Origin of the sequence: Massilia sp. BHUDP2 (genome assembly GCF_046236355.1) — a bacterium.
GTDB classification, from domain to species: domain Bacteria; phylum Pseudomonadota; class Gammaproteobacteria; order Burkholderiales; family Burkholderiaceae_D; genus Telluria; species Telluria varians.
In genome coordinates this window covers 858,995-877,212 of record NZ_JBJUVW010000002.1, presented here as the reverse complement: position 1 = coordinate 877,212, position 18,218 = coordinate 858,995, and the positions used below count along the sequence as shown (strand labels likewise).

Here is an 18,218-nt window from a genome sequence, read left to right as displayed (position 1 = left end):
TAAAGCTTTGTAAAGACGCCGTCCGATCGGCGTCAAGGCTGCTACTGCTCAAGTTTCGTGCCGCACCATTGCTGAAAATCGTGGACAAAGGCACCGACCGGTCGGGAGGCAGCATGAAAAACGAGCTCGAGCACGAACGCATCGTACGAACGTATCGGCAGTGGAGCGGCGGCGGCGCGCTGCCGCGCTACGAACGACTGCGCCCCGACATCCTGCGACAGAGCCTGGACTGTTCGACGGGCTTCGGCGCCATGCTGCGCAGAACCGTCGGGCGTGACCTGGCGGCGCTAAGGGTGCTGGATGTCGGTTGCGGCACCGGCGCTTTCCTGCGCCAGCTGATCGACTGGGGGGCAAGCCGGGCCAACCTGACCGGTACCGAGCTGTTGGCCGAACGATTGGATGCGGCGCGCCGCAACACGGCGCAGGGCGTGCACTGGCATCTCGGCGGACTCGAGTCCATGCCGGACGGCAGTGCAGACCTGATCAGCGCCCACACGGTGTTCTCGTCGGTCCTGGCCGACGACGCGCGCCAGGCACTTGCCGCGCACATGTGGCGTATCCTGCGGCCCGGCGGCTGGTGCATGATCTTCGACTTCCGCTATAACAATCCACGTAACCGCAATGTGCGCAGGCTCACCCGGGCCGAGCTCGACCGCCTGTGGCCGGCGCGCGAGCGCCACTACCGGACCTTGCTGCTGGCGCCGCCGCTGGCGCGCATGCTGGCCAAGGCCCCGCACCTGGTGCCGGAGACGCTCGCCACGCTGCTGCCGCTGTTGCGCTCGCACTTCGTCTTCATGGCGAAGAAGGACGATGCACCATCATGACCGGCTTGTCAGCTCGATGCGTCCTGGAGTTCACCCTCTAGTTTCCGGCTCCGAAGGCTGTTCCCTTTGGCGTACACTAGCCAAAACACAAGAGGCATTCCTGGGACAGATAGATGGGGACATCACGGCGGACTTTCCTGAAAGCCGGCGGCCTGGCCGCGCTCGCGCTGGCGGCCGGCGGCGCGTTCTACCGCGCCAGGTACAGCGGCACGCCACACCGCTTCGCACTGGACGGCGAAGCGCGCGCGGCCCTGCATGCGATCCTGCCGGCGATCCTGGCCGGCGCGCTGCCGCAGGATGCCGGCCGTGAGGCTGCGCTCACCAGGACCATCGACGGCGTCCACCAGGCCATCCTCGGCCTGCCTCCCGGCACCCAGAAGGAAGTCCAGGACCTGTTCGGCCTGCTCGCGCTGGCGCCCGCGCGCAGCCTGCTGACCGGCATCGCTGGCGGCTGGGAAGGAGCGCGTGTCGACGAGGTGAGCGCCTGCCTGGAAGACTGGCGCCTGCACCGCCTCGGCCTGCTGCGCAGCGCCTACCACGCGCTGCACGACCTGGTGCTCGGCGCCTGGTATGCGCAGCCGTCCAGCTGGGCCGCCATCGGCTATCCCGGCCCGCTGAAGGAGCTGGCGTGAACACGCCGATGGTCCCGGACCCGATCGCGGCCGGCATCGCCAAGGGCTGGAAGATCGTCGACGCCGCGACGCTGGCGCAGGACGGCAGCTTCGAGGCCGACGTCGTCATCGTCGGCAGCGGCGCCGGCGGCGGCGTCACGGCCGAGATCCTGGCGCGTTCGGGCCTGTCGGTCATCGTGGTGGAAGAGGGCGCACTGACATCCTCGCGCGACTTCAGGATGCGCGAAGCCGAGGCCTACCCTGCGCTGTACCAGGAATCGGCCGCGCGCAAGACCGTCGACAAGGGCATCAACATCCTGCAGGGCCGCACCGTGGGCGGCTCCACGGTGGTCAACTGGACCTCGAGCTTCCGCACCCCGCCCGCCACCCTCGACTGGTGGCGCCGCCACTACGCGCTGCCCGACAGCACGCCGGAAGCGCTGGCGCCCTGGTTCGCGATGATGGAGGCGCGCCTGCACATCGCCGACTGGCCGGGTGCGCCCAACGAGAACAACGCGGTCCTGCGCCGCGGCGCCGAGAAGCTCGGTATTCCCACAGGCCTGATCCGCCGTAACGTCAACGGCTGCTGGAACCTCGGCTACTGCGGCATGGGCTGCCCGACCAATGCCAAGCAGTCGATGCTGGTGACGACCATCCCGGCCGCGCTGGAGCAGGGCGCGCTGCTCGTCACGCGCGCCCGCGCACAGCAGCTCGTGATCAAGGGCGAGCGGATCGAGGAGCTCCTGTGCGAGGCCCTCGATGTGCCCGGCGTCCTGCCCACCGGCCGGCTGCTGCGCCTGCGCGCACGCCATTTCGTGGTGGCCGGCGGTGCGATCAATTCGCCCGCGCTGCTGCTGCGCTCGAAAGCTCCCGACCCCAGCGGCCAGCTGGGCCGGCGCACCTTCCTGCACCCGACCATCATCTCGGCCGCCTTTTTCCCGCAGCGCGTGGAAGCCTGGGCCGGCGCGCCGCAGACCGTGTATTCGGACCACTACCTGGCCGGCCCCATGGACGGCCCGATCGGCTACAAGCTGGAAGCGCCGCCGCTGCATCCGCTGCTGCTGGCCACCACCATGAACGGTTTCGGCGAGAGCCACGCCGCCATGATGCGCGACTTCCCGCACCTGGCGGGCATGCTGGCCCTGCTGCGCGACGGCTTCCACGAGGGCGCGCCGGGCGGCAGCGTGCGCCTGCGCGGCGACGGTAGCCCGGAACTCGACTATCCGATGAGCGGTTATCTGTGGGATGGCGCGCGCCGCGCGCTGCTCACGATGGCCGAGATCCAGTTCGCCGCCGGCGCCAGCGGCGTGCAGCCGGCCCACGAGATGGCGCGCCGCTACACCTCCTGGCGTGAGGCGAAGGCGGCGATTGCGGCCCTGCCGCAGGGGCTGCAGCTCACGCGCGTGGCCTCGGCCCATGTGATGGGCGGCTGCGCGATGTCGGGCGACGAGTGCCTTGGCGTCACCACGCCGGAGGGCCGCTATCGCGGCCTGGCCAACCTGTCGGTGCACGACGGCTCGCTGTTCCCGACCTCGCTCGGCGCCAATCCGCAACTGACCATCTACGGGCTCGCCGCTAGGCTGGCGAGCGGCCTTGCCGCGTCGCTCACCGGCAGGCCGGCGGCCCGGCTGGCCGCATGAGGGCAGGACCATGAGCGCGCGCCGCCTGCTCCAGCTGCTGCTCCTGATCCAGGCGCTCGCCGCGCTGGGCATCGGCCTGGCCGCCGTCGAGATCTTCGGCGCCAGCCGCTGGCAGGCCCTGGCCCTGGGGCTGGGCAGCGTGGTGCTGGTGCGTCTCTTCATCAACCTCAACAACTTCTTCATGAGCGCGCGCTTTGCCAGCCCCACGCCGGGCGAGTACCGGCTCGGCTTCACGGCGCGCGTGCGCATGTTCCTGGAAGAGTTCAGCGCCAGCATGCTGCAGTCCTCGTGGACCATGCCGCGCGCCAGCGCCCGCACCCGCATCCATCCGGGTTCACGCACGCCGCCGGTCCTGCTGCTGCACGGCTATGGCTGCAACAGCGGCTACTGGGCGCACCTGGCGCCGCGCCTCGACGCCGCCGGCATCAGCCACGCCTCGGTCGACCTCGAGCCGATTACCGGCGACATCGACGGCTACGCGCCGCTGGTCGAGCGCGCGGTCGAGGCACTCAGAACGGCGACCGGCGCGGACCAGGTGATCATCGTCGCGCACAGCATGGGCGGGCTGGTGGCGCGGGCCTGGATGCGCGCCTGCAGCACCCGGCGGGTGGCGCGCCTGATCACGCTCGGCACGCCGCACCACGGCACCTGCCTGGCCGCCTTCGGCCTCGGCCTGAACGCGGCCCAGATGCGACGGGCCGCGCGCGCCGAGCCGCCCGAATGCGCCTGGCTGCGCATGCTCGCCGCAAACGAGGACGCGGCGGCGCGCGCCCTGGTCACCTCGATCTACTCCCATCACGACAACATCATCGCGCCCCAGACCTCGAGCGAGCTGCCGGGCGCGCGCAACCTGGCCTTCGGCGGCGTCGGCCATGTCGCGCTGGGCCGCAATCCACGCGTGCTCGACGCCGTAATGGAGGAGATCGCCTGCCAGGGCCTGGCGGCGCAACGGGCAAGCCTCTAGCGCATCCGGGACTGGCTGTATTGACGGGCGCCGTGTTACAGTAAGCGCAACGCCGCAACTGGAGCGCCGAACTTGGCCCGCATCCTGATCATCGAAGACAATCCCGCCAACGTCGAGCTGATGGCGTTTCTGCTCACCGCCTATGGACACCATGCCGTCAGCGCCCCTGACGGCCCGCGCGGCATTGCTTGCGCCCGCGCCGCGCCGCCCGACCTGGTGGCCTGCGACGTCAACCTGCCCGGCATGGACGGCTTTTCGGTGCTGGCCGCGCTCAAGGCGGAACCCGCCCTCGCCAGGGCGCCGGTGCTGGCCGTGACGGCGCTGGCGATGGCCGGCGACCGCGAGAAGGTGTTGGCCGCCGGCTTCGACGGCTACATCAGCAAGCCGATCGAACCGGAGAGCTTCGTGGCGGAGCTCGAAGCCTTCCTGCCTGCCGCCGCGCCCGCGCATGGCGGGTCCGTTGCTCCGACCCAGGCGCCGGTCCCGGCGCCGGCGGCCGTCCCGCAGGCGCGGGCCGCCCAGCCGACCATCCTGCTGGTCGACGACGACCCCTTCATGCTGGCCGTGCTGGCCGACATGCTCGGCGACGAGCCGGTACGCGTGCTGAGCGCAGGCTCCGGCCCCGAGGCCCTGGCCCTGCTCGAGCGCGAGCCGGTCGAGGTCATCCTGTGCGACCAGGCCATGCCCGGCATGCGCGGCACCGAGGTGCTGGCCCAGGTCGCCGCGCGCCATCCGCGCACCGTGCGGCTGATGCTGACCGGGCAGCAGCACCTGGCCGAGATCGACGCGGCGCTGCGTTCCGGCGTGGCCGATGCCCACTACGCCAAGCCGGTTTCGGCAGGCAGCCTGCGCCAGCGCATGCGCGAGGCGCTGGCGCTGCAGCGCAGCCGCGCTCTTTAGAATCCTGTTTCTAGCGTGCGTGCCTAGAATGGACCGCACAGGATTCGCAAGGAAATCATGAGCAAGAAACTTCCCGTGGCCGACGACGACGAAGCGCTGGCGCGCGCCGTCCGCGCATCGGCCCAGCAGATCTGGCAGGCGGGCCTCGGGGCCTTCGCCAAGGCCCAGGAAGCGGGCGAGGGCGGGCGCTCGTTCACGCGCCTGGTGCGCGACGGCAGCGTGTTGGCCAAGCGCGCGCGCGAGGTCGAGCAAGCCTCCGGCACCGTGGCGCGCGCCGCCGAGCGGGCCACCCGCCGCAGCAGCGGCTCCTGGGGCAAGCTGGAGCAGGTGTTCGAGGAGCGCGTGGCGCGCGCCCTGGCCACCATCGGCGTGCCGGCCGCGAGCGAGGTCGAGGCCCTGCGCCGCCGCGTTGACGAGCTCGAGATGATGCTGGCGGAGCTCAGCGCGCGCCTGCCGGCGGCTGCGGCCCCGAAAAAACGTACGCGCCGTGCGCCCGGGCTCGACGAACCCGAGGAAGAAGAAGGCGCCTGAGAACGTATTCCAACGCTGTTTCATTGACACCATTTGGTGTTATCCTCGCGGCTGGAATCACAAACTTCGCCCTTCATGCAACAAAAAGCTCCGCGCCGGACCCGCGAACGCATCCTCGAGCTCTCGCTCAGGCTGTTCAACGAGTTCGGCGAGCCGAACATCACGACGACGGTCATTGCCGAGGAGATGAACATCTCGCCCGGCAACCTGTACTATCACTTCCGAAACAAGGACGACATCGTCAACTCGATCTTCGTCCAGTTCGAGGCGGAGATCGAACGCATCCTCACGGTGCCGGCCGGCCGCCGTTCGAACATGGAAGACGTGTGGCTCTACCTGCACCTGATGTTCGAGCTGATCTGGCGCTACCGCTTCTTCTACCGCGACCTGAACGACCTGCTGTCGCGTAACCGCAAGCTCGAGCTGCACTTCAAGGCGATCCTGGCCCACAAGATCAAGGTGGCGCGCCAGCTGTGCGAAGACCTGCGCAGCGAAGGCTCGCTGGAAGCGGGCGACCAGCAGATCGGCGCGATGGCCACCAACATGGTGGTGGTGGCGACCTACTGGCTGTCCTACGAGTACGTGCGCAACCCGCGCAAGTACAGCGAGCAGCAGGCGATCGCCGACGCGCTCGCGCGCGGCTGCTACCAGGTGCTGGCGATGCTCGGCCCCTACCTGCGCGGCGACACCCGCCTGCTGTTCGAGAAGCTGTCCGAGGAATACCTCAAGAAGCTGTCCGCCGAGGCCCGGCCTGGCGCCGATTTCCTGTAAATTTTTTAGCTCCATGACGATGAAAACCCTGGCCGTCTATTGCGGCGCCTCGCACGGCGCCAATCCGATCTACACCGATGCCGCGCGCGGCCTGGCGGCCGCGCTGGTCGAGCACAACATCGGCCTGGTCTACGGCGGCGGCAAGGTCGGCCTGATGGGCGTGATCGCCGACGAGGTACTGCGCCTGGGCGGCGAAGCCACCGGCGTGATTCCGAAAGCCCTGGTCGAGCGCGAAGTCGGCCACGCCGGCCTGACCCGCCTGTTCGTGGTCAAGGACATGCACGAACGGAAGGCCATGATGGCCGAGCTGTCCGAAGGCTTCATCGCCATGCCGGGCGGGATGGGCACGCTGGAAGAGCTGTTCGAGATGCTGACCTGGGCCCAGCTGGGCATCCACGCCAAGCCGATCGGCCTGCTCAACGCGAACGGCTTCTGGGACGGCCTAGTGGGCTTCGTGCAGCACCAGAGCGCGGAAGGCTTCGTGCGGCCCGAACACGTGGGCCTGATGCGGGTCGATGCCGACCCGGGCGCCTTGATCCGCAGCCTGCGCGCGGCCGCGGCTCCCGCCGCCTGAGGCGAGCCCCGCATGCGGGGCGGAAGAAAATAGCTGGAACTTTTTGCCCCGTCAGACGGAATACCAGTATCGTCCACCTTCCTTCGCCCCATGACGCCTGCATCGATCGCCCTCAACCGCTTCGGCCTCGGCGCCCGCCCGGATGAGGGGGCGCCGGCGGATCCGCGCCGCTGGCTGCTGTCCCAGGTGGATGCCTACGATCCCTTGCCGGCGCCCTGGCGCCGCTTGCCGCACAGCGCACAGGTCGCGGCCGATTGGGTCGCGCAAGAGCGCGCGCAGCGCCAGGCGCCGGCGGACCAGCGCGCCGGCCTGCGCGAAGCCTGGCGCCGCAAGGAGGGCGAGGCCTACCGCGCCGCCATCGGGGCGCGCGTTGCCAGCGCCCTGCAGACCCCCACGCCCTTCATCGAACGCCTGGTGCACTTCTGGTCGAATCACTTCGCCGTGTCGGTCGACAAGGGGCCCGTGACCGGACTGGCCGGCAGCTTCGAGCGCGACGCCATCCGTCCGCACGTCCTGGGACGCTTCGACGAGCTCCTGGTATCGGCGGTGCGCCATCCGGCCATGCTGGTCTACCTGGACCAGGCCCGCTCCACCGGCCCGGACAGTCCGGCCGGCCGGCGCGCCCGGCTCAGGCAGCGCAACAACGCGGGCCTGAACGAGAACCTGGCGCGCGAGATCCTCGAACTGCATACGCTCGGGGTGCGCGGCGGCTACACCCAGCGCGACGTCGGCGAATTCGCGCGCGCGCTCACCGGCTGGACCCTGCCCGAGGACGGCGGCGGGGCCGTGCCTGCGCAAGAGCGCGCGCCATTTCGCTTCGCCCAGGCCCTGCACGAACCGGGCGGCCGGCTGGTGGCGGGACGCAGCTATCCGCCCGGCGGCGAGGAGCAGGCGCGCGCCGTCCTGCGCGACCTGGCCGCGGCGCCGGCCACCGCCGACCACATCGCCCTCAAGCTGGCGCGCCACTTCGTGGCCGACGAGCCGCCGGCGAGCCTGGTGTTGCGCCTGGCCGCGGTCTTCCGCACGAGCGGCGGCGAGCTGTCCAGCGTCTACCGCGAACTGGCGATGGCGCCGGAAGCCTGGGCGCCGGGCCCCGGCAAGTTCAAGTCACCCTGGGACTGGGGCATCTCGAGCCTGCGCGCGCTGGAGCGGCGCGAGATTCCGGACCAGCAGGCGGCCGGCCTGATGAACCAGCTCGGGCAGCCGGTATGGCGTCCCGGTTCGCCGGCCGGCTACGGCGACACGGCCGCCGCCTGGGCCGCGCCGGACGCCTTGCTGCGCCGCGTCGAAGCCGCCCAGCGCTTCGGCGCGCAGGCCGGGGCCCGGCTCGATGCGCGCGCGCTGGCGCCGCGCGTGCTGCCCGGCCTGGCCGAAGGCACGCGCCAGGCGATCGCCCGTGCCGACAGCCCGGCCACGGCGCTGGCGCTGCTGCTGGCTTCCCCCGACTTCCTGAGGAGATGAGATGAGTCTCGACCGACGCGCCTTCCTGGCCGCCGCCGCGCTGCTGGCGGGGCCGCGCCTCAGCTTCGCCGGCGCCGCCATCCCGGGCGAGCGGCGCTTCGTCTTCATCATCCAGCGCGGCGCGGCCGACGGCCTGCATACCGTGATCCCGACCGCCGATCCGGGCTATGCGCGCCTGCGCGGCGCGCTGGCGATCGCGCCGGAAAGCGCGCTCCGGCTCGACGGCAGCTTCGCGCTGCATTCGTCGCTGGCCACGCTGCACGCGCTGTACGGCGCGGGCCAGGCCAGCTTCTTCCACGCCGTGGCCTCGCCCTACCGCGAGCGCTCGCACTTCGACGGCCAGAACATCCTCGAAACCGGCGGGCGCGCCGCCTACGCGCTCAAGGACGGCTGGATGAACCGCCTGGTGGCCCTGCTGTCGCAGCCCGGCAGGAGCGCCATCGCCTTCGCCCCGACCGTGCCGATGGCGCTGCGGGGAAGCCTGCCGGTGCCGTCCTATGCCCCGTCCGGCCTGCCGGACGCGAACGAGGACCTGATGCTGCGCGTGCAGCAGCTGTATGCGAACGATCCCCAGCTGCATGCGCTGTGGTCCGCCGCCATGGACGCGCGCGGCATGGCAGGCGCCATGGATGGCAAGGCCAGGCGCCAGGAGCCGGGCGAACTGGGACGCATGGCCGCCGCCTTTCTCGCGCGCGCGGACGGCCCGCGCATCGCGATGATCGAGACCGGCGGCTGGGACACCCACAGCGGCCAGGCCGGCCGGCTGGCGGCCCAGCTGCGCAACCTGGATACCCTGGTGGCCGGCCTGCGCCAGGGCCTGGGAGCCGCCTGGGACCATACCGTGGTGCTGGTGGCGACCGAGTTCGGCCGCACGGCGGCGGCCAACGGCACCGGCGGCACCGACCACGGCACCGGCGCGGCCGCCATGCTGCTGGGCGGCGCGGTGCAGGGCGGCCGGGTCGTGGCGGACTGGCCGGGCCTGGGCCCTGGGGACCTGTTCGAAGGACGCGACCTGCGCCCGACGCTGGGTCTCGACAGCCTGATTTCCCAGGCCTGCGCCGAGGCCTTCGGAATCGATCCGCAGCGCATGGCGCGCACCCTGTTCCCGGATGCGCCCGGCGGCAAGGCCTTAGCGCGCCTCCTGAAGGCCTGAGCCGGCGCGATACCGCGCCAGCTCGTCCAGCCCAAGGCTGCGCTCGGCCGTCCCGTGGAAGCGGCAGGCGAAGGCGCCGCCGATGGCCCCGGTGCGCATGCATTCGTCCACCGTGGCGCCCTCGAACCAGGCGTGCAGGAAGGCGGACGAGAAGGCGTCGCCGGCGCCGTTGCTGTCCACGACCGGCCCGTCCAGCATGGCGCAGGCGGTATGCCGGATCCGCTCCTGTCCCCGTTCCAGCACATGGCTGCCGGCCGCGCCGGCGGTCGCCACGACCAGCCGCGCCCGGCCCTCGCGCAGGATGGCGCGCATCGTGTCGAATACGCCCCCGCCCAGCGCCGCGGCGCTCAGGAAGACCAGGTCGGCGCGCCGTGCGAAGCCCAGGTGATGGGGATTGCCGCCGTCCCAGTCGTGCAGGTCGGTCGATACCGGCAGGCCGAGGGCGGTGGCGTCGTCGAACAGCGCGGCCGCCCAGGGCATGATGCTCAGGTGGACGTGTTCCGCCTCCTGCATGCGCGGCAGGTAAAAGGTGCGCGGCATGCGCACGCTGTCGGGGTGGCGGCCGTCGTACAGCGACAGGCGGCGCCCGTCGGGGGCGACCAGGTTGACGCTGCGCCGCGTCCCGCTCGGGTGGACCAGGTAGTCGAAGGGCAGGCCGCGCTCGCGGTAACGAGCGTGGATCAGCTGCGCCTGCGGGTCGTCGCCGATGAAGTCGATCAGCACCGGGTGATGGCCGAGCGCCAGCAGCCCGAGGGCGACGCCGTTGCCGGTGTGCGCCACATAGTCGACCACCGGCGGCACGTGGATCGAATCGGCCATCGCCAGCGGCAGCGCGGGCACCTGCACGATGGTGTCGATGCCGACGCCGCCGGCCACCAGCACCCGCCTGCCGCCGGCGCTTACCACGCCAGCACCACCGAGGTCATGGCCGGCAGCGCCAGCGGCGCGCCCAGGTCTACCCGGGCCCCGGTCAGGACATTGGTGGCGCTGCGCGCGCCCTTGGTCATGCCGGCGAAGCGCCCCAGATCGAGGTGGGTGTCGCCGGCATTCTTGTTCAGCACCACCATCACGGTCTGTTTGCCGTCATGGCGGAAGTAGACGTAGCTGCCGTCCTTAGGCAGGTAGTGGGTCAGCTTGCCCTGCGTGACCGCCGAGCTGGTCTTGCGCCAGTTGAACAGCGTGCGCACGAAGCCCTGCATGTCGCGCTGGGCCGGCGACAGGCCGGCGCCGGTGAAGGCATTCACCCGGTCGCCCGCCCAGCCGCCCGGCATGTCGGCGCGCAGCACGCCGTCGTCGCGCTGCTTCGGGCTGCTGATCAGGACCTCGGTGCCGTAGAACACCTGCGGGATGCCGCGCGTGGTCGCCATCAGGATCAGGTTGGACTTCGCCAGCTCGACCTTGTTGTCGACCGTGGCCAGCATGCGCGGCCGGTCGTGGTTGTCGGGGAAGACCATCAGGCGCATCGGGTCGGCATACAGGTAGTCGGCCGCGATGGTCTCGTAGATCCGGATCAGGCCCTTGTTGTACGACTCCGGCTCGGCCAACGCCTCGCTAGCCGTATCGGACAGCGGGAAGTCCATCACGGTCGGCAGTTCGGACGCATAGCCATCGCGGTTGACGACGCCCTTCTGCCAGTAGGCCACCATGTAGGGCCGCGCGTCCATCTCTTCGCCGACCACGTTCATGTGCGGGTACTCGGCGGCCACGGCGCGGTTCCACTCGTTCAGGAAATCCTTGTCGGAGTACGAATAAGTGTCCTCGCGAATGCCGGACAGGTCGGCGTACTCGATCCACCACAGCGTATTCTGGATCAGGTAGCGCGCCACCAGGCGGTTGCGCTGGTTCAGGTCGGGCATGGTCTCGACGAACCAGCCGTCGAAGAAGCGCGCCTTTTCTTCCGGCGCCACGTGGATGTCCTGGGCCACCGTGTGCTGGTTGTTGGTGGGCGTGAACGTGGTGCCATGGTTGATCCAGTCGCGCGCCGGCAGGTCGCGCATCCACCAGTGGCTGGTGCCGATGTGGTTGAGCACGATGTCGTGGATGACGCCCAGGCCCTTTGCCTTCGCGGCGGCGACGTAGTCGCGGAACTCCTCGTTGCTGCCGAAGCGCGGGTCGATCTTGTAATAATCGGTCAGCGCATAGCCGTGGTAGGAATAGGAGGGCTGGTTGTTTTCCAGCACCGGCGTCGGCCAGACCATGGTAAAGCCCAGGTCGCGGATGTAGTCGAGATGCGCGCGCATGCCGGCCAGGTCGCCGCCATGGCGCTTCACCGGATTGGCGCGCTCGGCCCCTTCGAGCATGCCGGCCTGGTCGTTCGCCGGGTTGCCGTTCGCGAAGCGGTCCGGCATGAGCAGGTAGATCGCATCGCCGGCGCCGAAGCTGCGGCGCTCGGCCGAACCCGGGCGGCGCGGCTCCAGCCGGTAAGCGTGGCTGCTAACTAGTTCCTTGCCGCGCCGGAATTGCAGCTGGAGTTCTCCCGGCCGGGCGTCCTTGCCGATGGCCAGGTTCACGAACAGGTAGTTCGGGTTGTCGGTACGCTCGACCCCGGTAACGCGCACGCCGGGGTAGGGACGGGCCAGGGCGGGCGCCAGTTCGGCGATCTTTTCGCCATGCACCATCAGCTGGAGATCCGGCTGTTTCATGCCGGCCCACCAGTTGGGCGGCTCGACGTGCTGGATCTGGTAAGGGGCCGCGCCGGCCCAGGCAGCCGGCAGGATGGCTGCAATCGCAAGGATGAACCGGTACACCAAACCCCCATCAAGAAGTTGTCGATGTAGTAAAGTAACAGAATAAATTGCCAGAAACAATCTTCAATGCGCTTATAAAGTAGTTTTATTTCTTCAGCATGCCGGTGCCAGCATCGGCAAGCGCAGGCGGGAACGCGACATGCAACGGCAGCGCATCACGTGGCATCTAATGTCGGGAAGGACGCAATACACGGACCTTGATCGAGGAGACCACCATGCATACCTTGCAACACAAGCTGATCGCCGGAGCGGCCGCTGCTGCGCTCGCGCTGGCCGGCGCCGCCGCCCTGGCCCAGTCCGTCCCGGACGACGCCCAGATTGCCGGCATCGTCGTCGCTGCCAACCAGGTCGACATCGACGCCGGCAAGCTGGCCGGGAAGATCAGCGGCAACGCCGAAGTGAAAGCCTTCGCCAGGCAGATGGTCACCGACCACAGCGGCGTCAACAAGCAGGCACTGGCCCTGGTGAAGAAACTGAAGCTGACGCCACGCGACAGTGAACTGGGCAAGAGCCTGAAGCAGGGCGGCAGCGACAACCTGGCCAGGCTCAAGGCGCTCGAGGGCAAGGCATTCGACCAGGCCTACGTGGCGCACGAAGTGCGCTACCACCAGGCGGTGATCGATGCGCTCGACAAGACCCTGATCCCGAACGCCAGGAACGCCGAGCTGAAGGACACGCTGGTCAAGGTGCGCCCGGCCTTCGTGGCGCACCTCGAGCATGCGAAGCAGCTCGACGCTTCGCTCAGGTAGGGGCGCGCCATGATCGCGCGTTCGATGGCCGCCTGGATGGCGGCGCTGACGCTGGCGATCGCCGTGCCTGGGGACGCGGCGCGCGGCGCCCCGGCGGTGCATACCGTCGTGATCGAAGGCATGCGCTTCATTCCCGAGACGCTGGAGCTGCGGGTGGGCGATACTGTGGTCTGGCGCAACCGCGATCCGTTCCCGCATACCGCCACCGCGGGCAGCAAGGGCGGGCCGGCTTCGCCCGCCATCGCGGCCGGCGCGAGCTGGAGCTTCAAGGCGGTGCAGCGCGGACGCTATCCCTACCTGTGCACGCTGCACCGCACGATGCGGGCAACGCTGGTGATCCGTTGAGGAGGCGAACGATGGGCAAGGCGGGCGTGGCCGCGGCGAGCGGGCCGGAACTGATGGCGCTGGTGGCGGCCGGCGCGCCGGGTGCGTTCGAGCTGCTCATGCGCACCCACAACCAGCGCCTGTACCGCACCGCGCGCAGCATCCTCAGGGACGATGCCGAGGCCGAGGACGTGGTGCAGGAAGCCTACCTGCTGGCCTACCGCAAGGCCGCGTCCTTCCGCGGCGAGGCCAGCGTCTCGACCTGGCTGACGCGCATCGTGGTGAACGAAGCTAACGCAAGGCTGCGCAGGCAGCAGCGCCGCGACGGCATCCTGCGGTTGGTGCCCGGCAGCGAGGAGGACGCCATGGACGATGCCCCGGGGGGCGCGACCGACCGGCCCGAGGAAGCCGCACTCCGCCTGGAAGCGCGCCGGCTGATCGAGGCGCGCATCGACGCGCTGCCCGAGCGGCTGCGCACCGTGTTCGTGCTGCGTGCGGTCGAGGACATGTCGGCCGGCGAGACGGCGGCGGTGCTCGGCATTCCGGAAGCGACGGTGCGCAGCTGCTTCTTCCGCGCACGCGCCATGCTGCGCACGGCGCTGGCGCGCGACTTCGACGAGGCGGCTGCCTCGGCCTTCGCCTTCGACGGCGCCCGCTGCGACCGCATCGTGGCGGCGGTGCTGGCCCGTGTCTGAGAGGGGCGTCAGCAGAAACCGTGCCGCCCGAGGGCGGCTTTCAGCGCGTGCCGGAATTCTCCATAGTCGAGCGCCTTGTGCACGTACTCGATCGCGCCCAGCGCATCGGCACGCGTACGGTCGGTCTCCAGCGCCGAGCCGGACAGGACGATGACCGGCAGGTGGCCGGCGGCGCGCCCGCGCAGGCGTTCCATCAGTTCGAAACCGTCGACGCGCGGCATCTTGATGTCGAGCAGCAGCAGGTCGAAGGAGGCCTCGCCCAGCAGCCGGTACGCCTCTTCGCCATCGCTGGCCACCACGATGCGGTGCGCGAGCTTGCAGTCTTCCATGGCGCGGCGCGTCAGGGCCACGTCCAGCAGCAGGTCATCTACCAAAAGTACCTTGATTGTCATGCCCGCATGCTAGCAAACGGCATGGACGAGCGCCGCACCGATCGTGCGCCCGGCGGACTGCGCCTCAGGCCAGCACGATGCGGTCGCGCCCGGCCTCCTTGGCCTGGTAGAGCGCCTTGTCGGCGCGATGGATGGCGTCGGCAAAGGGCTCGCCGGCGCGGCGCGTGGCTAGTCCCGCCGAGAAGCTGATGCGGCGGTCCGGCAGGCCGGCTACCTGCATGCCGTGGATGCGCTCGGCCATCCGCTCCAGCACGACGCGCGCGTCCTCGGGCGCGGCATCCGGCAACAGCAGCAGGAATTCCTCGCCGCCCCAGCGCGCCAGCACGTCGCCGCCGCGCAGGCAGGCGCGCGCCGTGCTCGAAAAGCTGCGCAGCACCGCGTCGCCGGTGGCGTGGCCGTACCGGTCGTTGACCTGCTTGAAGAAATCGATGTCGAGCAGGGCGATGCAGGTACTCCCGCCGTCGGACTGGCGGCGCTCCTCGGCCTCCAGCACCTCGTGCATGCGGCGGCGGTTGACCAGCGAGGTCAGCTCGTCCACGGTGGCCAGCACCCGGATGGTGTCCAGGGCCTCGCTCAGCTCGCGGCGCTGGCGCTTCAGGCGAGCGCGCAGCTTGCTCATCTCGCCGCTCAGCACCGCGGTGGAGAGCAGGGCGCCGGCCAGGTAGCCGAAGGTGATCAGTTCGGTCATCGGCGGGTAGCGCTGCGGGTCGCTGGCCTGCATCCAGTACATGGTGGCGCCCATGCCGGCGAGCGCGGCAATGGTGAGCAGGAGGGTCTGGCGCGGCTTGGCGGCGAACATGCAGAACACGATCACGACCACGGTCATGATCAGCATGGCGCCGCGCAGCGGCCCCGAGATCGCATAGGCGGCCATGCCGCAGGCCAGCGAGAACACCGCCTGCGACACCGCCAGCTGGTCGGGCGCCAGCTGGAGGCGCCCGCTGACGCGGATCAGGACGTAGAACAGGAGCGCGCCGCTGCCGCCGAAGGTGACGAGCTTGTCCGCAGCGGCCGGATCCGCCATGCCCTCGCTCACCTGCAGCAACAGGAGGGCAATGCAGGCCACGTAAAGCACGCAGGTCGCGGCCCAATATTGCAGCGTGCGGCGCAGTTTTGGATCGCTGCCGCACAGCAGAACCCCGAGACGCCGCAGCGCGTTCATGCCGGCACCAAGGGCATGGCGGCGCTTTCGGCCAGCAGTTCCGTAATCCGCTCGGGCGGCACCGGACGGCTGAACAGGTAGCCCTGCATCTCGTCGCAGTCGTTGGCGCGCAGGAAGTCGCGCTGCTGCTCAGTCTCCACGCCCTCGGCGATGACGCGCAGGTTCAGCTTGTGGCCCAGCGAGATCACGGCCATCGCGATGGCCTGGTCATCGAGGCTGTCGGCCAGGTCGCTGACAAAGCTCTTGTCGATCTTCAGGCGGCTGATCGGGAAGGATTTGAGCGCCGACAGGCTTGAGTAGCCGGTGCCGAAGTCGTCGATCGAGAGCGACACGCCCATGGCCTTCAGTTCGCGCATCTTGTCCACCGCGCGTCCAAGATCGCGCATGATCGAGCTCTCGGTCACCTCGACTTCCAGCGCTTCCGGCGGCAGCCTGGAGTCGCGCAGGGCGCCGGCGATGCGCTCGACCAGGCGCTTTTCCTCGAACTGGCGGGCCGACACGTTGACCGAGATGCTCAGGGGCGGCAGGCCGGCCGCGCGCCAGGCCACTCCCTGGGCGCAGGCGGTGCGCACCACCCATTCGCCCAGCGGCACGATCAGGCCGCTCTCTTCGGCCAGGCCGATGAAGCGCAGCGGCGAAATCATGCCCTGTTCCGGGTGTTTCCAGCGGATCAGGGCCTCGACCCCGAACAGGCGGCCGGTGCGCAGGTCGACCTTTGGCTGGTACAGCAGCTGGAACTGGCAGCGATCGCCCTTGCAGCCGGGGTCGAGACAGGCCTCGAGCGCGGCGCGCATGCCTTCGAGCAGCACCAGCTTCTCTTCCACGCTGGCGTTCATCTCGCTGGCGTAGAACTGGAAGCTGTCCTTGTGTTCCTTGGCGCGGTACATCGCCGCATCGGCGTTCATCATGAGGGTGTTGGCGTCCTCGCCGTCGCGCGGGTACAGCACCACGCCCATGCTGCAGCTGACCTGCACCTCCTGGCCCTCTACCTCGACCGGCTCGGTGACGGCCTCGCGCACCTTTTCCAGCAGCGGCGTGATCGCCATCGGGTCGCCCGAGATGTCGGGCAGCAGGATCACGAATTCGTCGCCGCCGAAGCGCGCCAGGGTGTCGTTGCGGCGCAGGCACTGTCCCATGCGTGCGCCCACCACCTTCAGCAGCTCGTCGCCGGCGTTGTGGCCGAGCCCGTCGTTGACCAGCTTGAAGCCGTCCAGGTCGATGAAGGCCAGGCCCACCGCGTGGCCCTTGCGCTCGGCGTCGCGGATGGCCTGGCCGAGGCGGTCGCGCAGCAGGCTGCGGTTCGGCAGGCCGGTGAGATCGTCGTGGTGCGCCAGGTGGCGGATGCGCTGCTCGGCGAGCTTGCGCTCGGTGATGTCGCGCACGATTGCCACCACGCCGCCTTCCACCGGCACCACCTGGCGGTGCAGCCAGCGGTCCTCCACGGGAATCATGTGGGCCAGCCATTCGGCCTCGCGCGCCACGCCATCGGTCGCCACCGCCGCGAGGTCGTCGAAGATGCCCAAGCCCATATGGGTCGGCAGCAGCACCGACATGCGCCTGCCCTGCATGCGTTCCTTGGCCAGCCCGGTGAGCTGCTCGGCGCGGGTATTGGTGGTCTCGATCAGGAAGTCCATGACGTCTCCGTGCGCGTCCGGAATGGTGCGCAGCACGAAGAAGGCGTCCAGGCTGGCCTCGGAGGCGGCGGCATAGGTTTCCTGGGCCAGCCGCTCGCGCCTGCGCGCCTTGGCCAACTGCCACGACCAGGCGCTGACCAGGGTGACGACGACCAGCAGCAGGGCGGTGCCGGCGCCGGCGCCGAGCAGCCAGGCGCGGCGCCGGGCGTGGAATGCGGCCATCTGCTCGGCTTCGGACAGGCCGACCACGGCCACCAGCGGGAAACCGACCAGGGCGCGGGTGCTGGCGTAGCGCCGTTCGCGGTCGATCCCGCCCTGGCCGAGCACGATGTCGTCGTCCTTGCCGATGGCCACCCGCTGGCCCCATGAGACCTGTTCGCCGACGCGTACCGCGCGCACGATGCCGTCGCTGCCGGCGACGCCGAGCAGGCCGCGCCCGCCCAGGCGCGAGTGTTCGTAGGAGCTGGTGAAGAATGCCGGGTCGACGGCGACGGTGGCGACGCCCGCGAAGCGGCCGTCGCTCGTGTTGATGCGGCGCGAGAACACCACGTGCGGCTCGCGCCGGCCGACGGTCGTGCTGACGTAAGGTGCAGGGCTGTCCTGGTCGCGGTGCCGGGCGAACCAGGGCGCGCGCGAGACGTCGCCGCCGGGGCGGCTGTGCGGATTGCTCGCCAGTACGCGGCCGCCGTCGCTGATGATCGCGACCTGGAACACCAGGCCCGGCGGCAGCAGGCCCTTGGCGCTCATCGCCCCCAGGGCGGCGTCCGGGCCGTTGGTCTCGACCGCGTACTGCAGCACGCGCAGGGTCTGGTCGATGCCGCTCAGGCTGCGCGCCATCTGGGCCTCGTAGGTGTCGACCAGTTCGCGCGTGGCTTCCCGGGCCGCCGCGTGCGCGGTGCGCTCCTCGGCGCGGATCATGTGGACGGCGGTGGTCCACAGGGCCGCCACCAGCAGCAGCGCGAACAGCGGCAGCGAGATGTGGGTTTCCAGTCCGCGCCCGAGCCAGCCCAGCAGCGCCGCGCGGCGCCCGTTCGGCCGCGCATGCGGCGCCGTAGGGGTGGCGGGCGGGACCATGTCGTTCATGGA

At 70.0% G+C, this 18,218-nt stretch carries 18 protein-coding genes; 13 read left to right on the top strand and 5 right to left on the bottom strand.

The annotated features are described in order from the left end of the window. The first annotated feature begins 113 nt into the window (after positions 1 to 113). The 10 genes from ACK6C6_RS14535 to ACK6C6_RS14490 all read left to right on the top strand — a co-directional run bounded on the left by ACK6C6_RS14535 (position 114) and on the right by ACK6C6_RS14490 (position 9,429). Positions 114 to 824, top strand: a complete 711-nt coding sequence (locus ACK6C6_RS14535) for a class I SAM-dependent methyltransferase (protein ID WP_409267883.1) — start codon at positions 114 to 116, stop codon at positions 822 to 824. A 113-nt stretch (positions 825 to 937) separates the two neighbouring features. Next, a complete protein-coding gene (locus ACK6C6_RS14530; protein ID WP_409267882.1) occupies positions 938 to 1,456 on the top strand; it encodes a hypothetical protein in 519 nt (172 codons plus the stop codon). Between the two features lie 8 nt (positions 1,457 to 1,464). Further along, positions 1,465 to 3,075, top strand: coding sequence for a GMC family oxidoreductase N-terminal domain-containing protein (locus ACK6C6_RS14525; protein WP_409268291.1), 1,611 nt, complete (start codon positions 1,465 to 1,467; stop codon positions 3,073 to 3,075). A gap of 10 nt (positions 3,076 to 3,085) precedes the next feature. Beyond that, positions 3,086 to 4,039, top strand: coding sequence for an esterase/lipase family protein (locus tag ACK6C6_RS14520; protein WP_409267881.1), 954 nt, complete (start codon positions 3,086 to 3,088; stop codon positions 4,037 to 4,039). Positions 4,040 to 4,111: 72 nt separating this feature from the next. Further along, a complete protein-coding gene (locus tag ACK6C6_RS14515) occupies positions 4,112 to 4,939 on the top strand; it encodes a response regulator (protein WP_409267879.1) in 828 nt (275 codons plus the stop codon). 57 nt (positions 4,940 to 4,996) lie between these two features. Continuing rightward, positions 4,997 to 5,470, top strand: coding sequence for a phasin family protein (locus ACK6C6_RS14510; RefSeq protein WP_409267878.1), 474 nt, complete (start codon positions 4,997 to 4,999; stop codon positions 5,468 to 5,470). A 75-nt stretch (positions 5,471 to 5,545) separates the two neighbouring features. Continuing rightward, positions 5,546 to 6,241, top strand: a complete 696-nt coding sequence (locus ACK6C6_RS14505; protein WP_027866088.1) for a TetR/AcrR family transcriptional regulator — start codon at positions 5,546 to 5,548, stop codon at positions 6,239 to 6,241. 19 nt (positions 6,242 to 6,260) lie between these two features. Next, complete coding sequence (locus tag ACK6C6_RS14500; RefSeq protein ID WP_409268288.1) at positions 6,261 to 6,815, top strand: TIGR00730 family Rossman fold protein; 555 nt, start codon at positions 6,261 to 6,263, stop codon at positions 6,813 to 6,815. Positions 6,816 to 6,905: 90 nt separating this feature from the next. Further along, positions 6,906 to 8,276 carry a DUF1800 family protein gene (locus tag ACK6C6_RS14495; RefSeq protein ID WP_409267877.1) on the top strand — a complete coding sequence of 457 codons (1,371 nt, stop codon included), beginning with the start codon at positions 6,906 to 6,908 and terminating at the stop codon, positions 8,274 to 8,276. A gap of 1 nt (position 8,277) precedes the next feature. Further along, entirely contained in the window at positions 8,278 to 9,429 is a 1,152-nt protein-coding gene (locus tag ACK6C6_RS14490) for a DUF1501 domain-containing protein (protein WP_409267876.1), read from the top strand. On the opposite strand, the gene ACK6C6_RS14485 is transcribed toward ACK6C6_RS14490, so the two are convergent. Together ACK6C6_RS14485 and ACK6C6_RS14480 are read right to left on the bottom strand one after the other, a co-directional pair. Continuing rightward, on the bottom strand, positions 9,406 to 10,335 hold the full coding sequence (locus tag ACK6C6_RS14485) for a carbohydrate kinase family protein (RefSeq protein WP_409267875.1): 930 nt from the start codon (positions 10,333 to 10,335) through the stop codon (positions 9,406 to 9,408). The genes ACK6C6_RS14490 and ACK6C6_RS14485 overlap by 24 nt on opposite strands. Beyond that, complete coding sequence (locus ACK6C6_RS14480) at positions 10,329 to 12,176, bottom strand: glycoside hydrolase family 13 protein (RefSeq protein WP_409267874.1); 1,848 nt, start codon at positions 12,174 to 12,176, stop codon at positions 10,329 to 10,331. Before ACK6C6_RS14480 ends, ACK6C6_RS14485 begins: the two co-directional genes overlap by 7 nt. A gap of 215 nt (positions 12,177 to 12,391) precedes the next feature. Between ACK6C6_RS14480 and ACK6C6_RS14475 the strand changes: the two genes are divergently transcribed. From ACK6C6_RS14475 to ACK6C6_RS14465, 3 genes are read left to right on the top strand one after another with little or no spacing between them, the layout of a single operon-like run. After that, positions 12,392 to 12,925 carry a DUF4142 domain-containing protein gene (locus tag ACK6C6_RS14475; RefSeq protein ID WP_409267873.1) on the top strand — a complete coding sequence of 178 codons (534 nt, stop codon included), beginning with the start codon at positions 12,392 to 12,394 and terminating at the stop codon, positions 12,923 to 12,925. Positions 12,926 to 12,934: 9 nt separating this feature from the next. Next, positions 12,935 to 13,270 (top strand): cupredoxin family copper-binding protein, encoded by a 336-nt coding sequence (locus tag ACK6C6_RS14470; protein ID WP_409267871.1) that lies wholly within the window; start codon positions 12,935 to 12,937, stop codon positions 13,268 to 13,270. 11 nt (positions 13,271 to 13,281) lie between these two features. Continuing rightward, positions 13,282 to 13,944, top strand: coding sequence for an RNA polymerase sigma factor (locus ACK6C6_RS14465; protein ID WP_409267870.1), 663 nt, complete (start codon positions 13,282 to 13,284; stop codon positions 13,942 to 13,944). A gap of 8 nt (positions 13,945 to 13,952) precedes the next feature. On the opposite strand, the gene ACK6C6_RS14460 is transcribed toward ACK6C6_RS14465, so the two are convergent. The 3 genes from ACK6C6_RS14460 to ACK6C6_RS14450 form a co-directional block, all read right to left on the bottom strand. Then, positions 13,953 to 14,336: a response regulator gene (locus ACK6C6_RS14460; protein ID WP_409267869.1), complete on the bottom strand. Its 384-nt coding sequence runs from the start codon at positions 14,334 to 14,336 to the stop codon at positions 13,953 to 13,955. A 64-nt stretch (positions 14,337 to 14,400) separates the two neighbouring features. Beyond that, positions 14,401 to 15,498, bottom strand: a complete 1,098-nt coding sequence (locus ACK6C6_RS14455) for a diguanylate cyclase (protein ID WP_409267867.1) — start codon at positions 15,496 to 15,498, stop codon at positions 14,401 to 14,403. Next, positions 15,495 to 18,215 carry an EAL domain-containing protein gene (locus ACK6C6_RS14450; RefSeq protein WP_409267866.1) on the bottom strand — a complete coding sequence of 907 codons (2,721 nt, stop codon included), beginning with the start codon at positions 18,213 to 18,215 and terminating at the stop codon, positions 15,495 to 15,497. The genes ACK6C6_RS14455 and ACK6C6_RS14450 overlap by 4 nt, the downstream gene beginning before the upstream one ends. Between the last annotated feature and the right edge of the window lie 3 nt (positions 18,216 to 18,218).